Annotated in this window: 3 protein-coding genes and 2 pseudogenes; 2 read left to right on the forward strand and 3 right to left on the reverse strand. The window is 66.3% G+C overall.

The window, feature by feature from the left end; translation table 11 throughout:
* Window positions 1-199: pseudogene (locus G3I77_RS41395) on the forward strand (hypothetical protein); the annotation flags it as partial.
* 56 nt (window positions 200-255) lie between these two features.
* Here G3I77_RS41395 and G3I77_RS40505 read toward each other — a convergent pair.
* From G3I77_RS40505 to istA, 3 genes are read right to left on the reverse strand one after another with little or no spacing between them, the layout of a single operon-like run.
* Window positions 256-780: a GNAT family N-acetyltransferase gene (locus tag G3I77_RS40505; protein WP_248512466.1), complete on the reverse strand. Its 525-nt coding sequence runs from the start codon at window positions 778-780 to the stop codon at window positions 256-258.
* A gap of 54 nt (window positions 781-834) precedes the next feature.
* Window positions 835-1,632, reverse strand: coding sequence for an IS21-like element helper ATPase IstB (gene istB, locus G3I77_RS40510; protein ID WP_308311456.1), 798 nt, complete (start codon window positions 1,630-1,632; stop codon window positions 835-837).
* The gene (gene istA, locus G3I77_RS40515) at window positions 1,629-3,257 is read right to left on the reverse strand and encodes an IS21 family transposase (protein WP_248512476.1); all 1,629 of its coding nucleotides are present in this window, start codon (window positions 3,255-3,257) and stop codon (window positions 1,629-1,631) included. The genes istB and istA overlap by 4 nt, the downstream gene beginning before the upstream one ends.
* Window positions 3,258-3,414: 157 nt before the next feature.
* Between istA and G3I77_RS41055 the strand changes: the two are divergent.
* Window positions 3,415-3,540: pseudogene (locus G3I77_RS41055) on the forward strand (IS5/IS1182 family transposase); the annotation flags it as partial.

Below are 3,540 nucleotides of genomic sequence, written 5' to 3' on the forward strand. Positions count from 1 at the left end.
GAAGACCACGACGGGGCTGGACGCCAACAAGAAGGTGTCGGGCCGCAAGCGGGGACTGGCCGTGGACGTGCTGGGGCTGATCATCGGCGTCGTGGTGCTGGCCGCATCCGCCCACGACAACACCGCCTGGCTTCGTTCATCCCAAGGGACAGCGCTTCTCGACGAGTTTCGACGGCAGTTGTTGATCAGCCCTGCTTGAGATGTTGACGAGAAATGACGGCGGTGCGGTGATCGGGCACGGCCCGATGTCTGTGCTCAGCTGCAGTCATGGGCCTCGCGGGTCATAGGCAGGGTTGGCATTCTTCCTCGCCAGAGGTAACGCTCGCCTGCAATCTCAAAGCCGTGGCGTTGGTAGAACCGGATCGCCCGTTCGTTGTAGTCGGCGACCCCCAGACGGATGCGTGAAGGTCCTGCCCAGGTGAGGAACTCGGTCATCATGTAGCCACCGAGTCCGTGCCCCTGGGCGTGGTCCAGCAGATACATCGGTCCGAGGGTGACCGATCCCGATTCGTCCTGGTGGCCGCAGAGATAGCCGACGATTTCCGTCTCGGACCGGACGACACGGCAGAAGTGTGGGGCAGGGTGCTGGTTCGCTCCCTCGATGAACTCTCGCCACTGCGTGATGCCTTCCGCAGTGGCGGACGAACCGCGGTGCTCACGGATCCAGGCCTCATCGACCCCCGCGTCTGCGTTGAGGTAGTTCTCCAGCCAGTTCCGCAGATGCAAGGGCCCCAATACCGCGGCGTCGTCAGGGTGAGCGGCAGTGATCACATAGGCCATGTCAGATGATACTCGTGCACTGGCCAAGGCATTGTGCAACTAGCCCCGGGAGGCTCAGCCGGCTTTGGTGGGCTCCTCGGCTCGTGCACGGGTGCTGGCGAGGCGGTAGGAGTCGGTGCCGGTCTCGATGATGGTGCCGTTGAAGGTGAGCCGGTCGACGATGGCCGCGCAGAGGCGGGGGTCGGTGAAGGTCTTGGTCCAGCCACCGAAGGACTCGTTGGAGGCGATGGCGACGCTGTTCTTCTCCTCTCGCTCGGTCAGCACCTGGAAGAGGAGTTCGGCGCCGCGGCGGTCGAGTTCCATGTAGCCGAGTTCGTCGATGCAGAGCAGGTCGACGCGGCCGTAGCGGGCGATGGTTCTGTTCAGCTGCTTCTCATCGGCTGCTTCGACCAGCTCGTTCACCAGCTTTGTCGCGAGCGTGTAGCGGACGCGGTAGCCCTTCATCGCGGCCTCGGTGCCCAGCCCGATGAGCATGTGGGACTTGCCGGTGCCGGAGTCGCCGATGAGGCAGAGGGGCTGGCTCTTCTTGATCCACTCGCAGCTGGCGAGGGTATGGATGGTGGCCGGGTCGATGTTCGGGTTGGCGTCGAAGTCGAAGGTTCGCAGGGACTTCTCCCGCGGGAAGCCGGCTGCCTTGATCCGCCTTTCCGACCTGCGGCGGGCTCGGTCGTCGCACTCGGCCATCAGCAGCTCGGCGAGGAAGCCGCGGTAGCTCATCTGGTCCTTCATCGCCCGGTCGGCGATGTCGGAGAACTCATTGCGGATCGACGGCAGCCGCAGCAAGCGGCAGGCGGAGTCGATCGCGGCGTCGGCGGCCTGCTCGGTCAAGCCTCGCTGGCGGGGCATGGTCACTGCGCTTCTCCCTCACGGTGATCGCTGCCGCTGGTGCGGCGGCGTCGGAGTAACTGGTCGTAATGAGACACCGAGGGCAGCGGCCTGGTGTCCGGCGGAAGATGCGCCAGGCGCCACTCGTGCAGGGACGTCACCGTCGCCGACGGCTGGCCGAGGACCCGGGCCTCCGGTGCGGGCTCGGTCTCGGTCTGGGCAGCCTTGCGGGCCTCCAGCGCGACCGCGTCCGCAGTCATGGCACCGGCCTGCAGGGCCGCGGCCAGGCCGGCGACGACATGCTCGTGCGCCATGTGGCGTCCAAGCAGCAGCACCTCGATGAGCGCTCGGGTGCCGTCCCGCTCGCCGTGGACCTTCATGGCCTGGGTCCACCAGGCATCGTGGACCGGGGTGAACTTGCCTGCTGATCGGGCCTGTTCGAGGGCGGTCGAGCCAGGGAAAGCGCCGGGCTTGCGGACCAGGACCTCCAGGTAGTGGTCCAGCTCCAGACGGACGGCGCCCTTGGCGATCAACCGCTCGTGCCGTGCAACTTCCACGTTCTGGTCGTAAACCACCAGGTGAGAGGCGTGAAGGATGACCCTGACCCGTTTGCCGATCAGCCGGATGGGGACCGAGTAGCGGTTCGTGCGGACCGGGATCTGGCCGTAGCGATCGACCCGTGGAGTGAACAGCCGCCCGGTCTCGAACGGCTCTTCAGGAAGCGGCATCAGCAGCGGCTGTTCGAGCGCGAACTCCTCCGCGATCGTCCGCGACCGGGATCCGATCCGGCGGGCGTCGTCCTGCCGGTCCCACTGCTCGACCATCTCGTTCAGCTCGGCGAGCGAGGAGACTTCCGGGACAGGGACGAAGTGGTTGCGGCGGAAGTAGCCGATCTGCCCCTCGACCCCGCCCTTCTCGTGAGCTCCCTCGATGCCCGGGCGGCAGTAGAAGCTCTCGATGCCGTAGTGCGACTTGAACGCAATCCACCGATCAGCTTCCACCCTCGCCCGGCTCAGACCGAGCACGCGGGCGACTGCGGCCTTGAGGTTGTCGTAGCGGACCTTGGTCCGCGGGACACCGCCCAGCGTCCGCAGCGCGTGAACGTGCCCTTCGAAGAACGCCTCCTGGCCGCAGGAGGCGAACACGCGGTGGACGGCCTTGCCCGAATACGACAGGCGGAAGGAGAACAGGTAGCAGGTCACCAGCTCGCCGGCGAGGCGGATCGTCACGTCGCCGAAGTCGACCTCCGCCTCATGACCGGGCTGGTGGGTCTGCGGGACGAACGCCTCCAGCGGAGCCTTGCCGGACTCGACCAGGATCTCCGGCTTCCGGGCGGCGACGTAGTAGCGGACCATCCCGTAGGAGACGTCGGCGCCGTGCTCCTCGACCAGCCGGTGGAAGATCCGGGTGACGGTGTGCCGCTGCTTGCGCGGCGCGTCCAGGTCCGCCCGCAGGATCTCGTCGATCACCGGCTTGTAACGGTCCAGTCCGGTCGCCCGCGGCGGCAGCTTCTTGCGCGGCTCCGGCCACGACGAGTCCAACGCCTTCCTTACTGTCCGCCACGTCACGGCGTGCTTGCGCTCAAGCTCCCGCATCGACATGCCGCCACGGTGGTCACGCCGGATCGCCGCGTACAGCTCGACCTTCGACATCCGCGGCATGACCAGCACCTTTCACCAGGAGCATCCCGATGCTGCCCTGGCAAGAACCCCGGTGCCTCCCAAACTCGTCGACATCACCCATCCGTGGAACGGAGGCGCCTCCCAAACTCATCGACAAGTGACGTCACTACTGCTCGATAAAGCCAACGCCGGCACCGCCCTGCTCGACCAGGCGGCCGAGCGGTGCGGGATGCGGCTGGAGAAGGCCCTGGTGGACCAGGGCTTCAAGGACGAAGTCCTCATCCATGGCGCGTTGTTGGATATCGACGTCGAA

The sequence above is a fragment of the Streptomyces sp. D2-8 genome (assembly GCF_023184515.1).
GTDB lineage: Bacteria > Actinomycetota > Actinomycetes > Streptomycetales > Streptomycetaceae > Streptomyces.

Excerpts from the sequence above, each read along its gene's own strand:
- G3I77_RS40505 (WP_248512466.1), bottom strand. The coding sequence starts at position 780 with ATGGCCTATGTGATCACTGCCGCTCACCCTGACGACGCCGCGGTATTG.
- istA (WP_248512476.1), bottom strand. The coding sequence starts at position 3,257 with ATGTCGAAGGTCGAGCTGTACGCGGCGATCCGGCGTGACCACCGTGGC.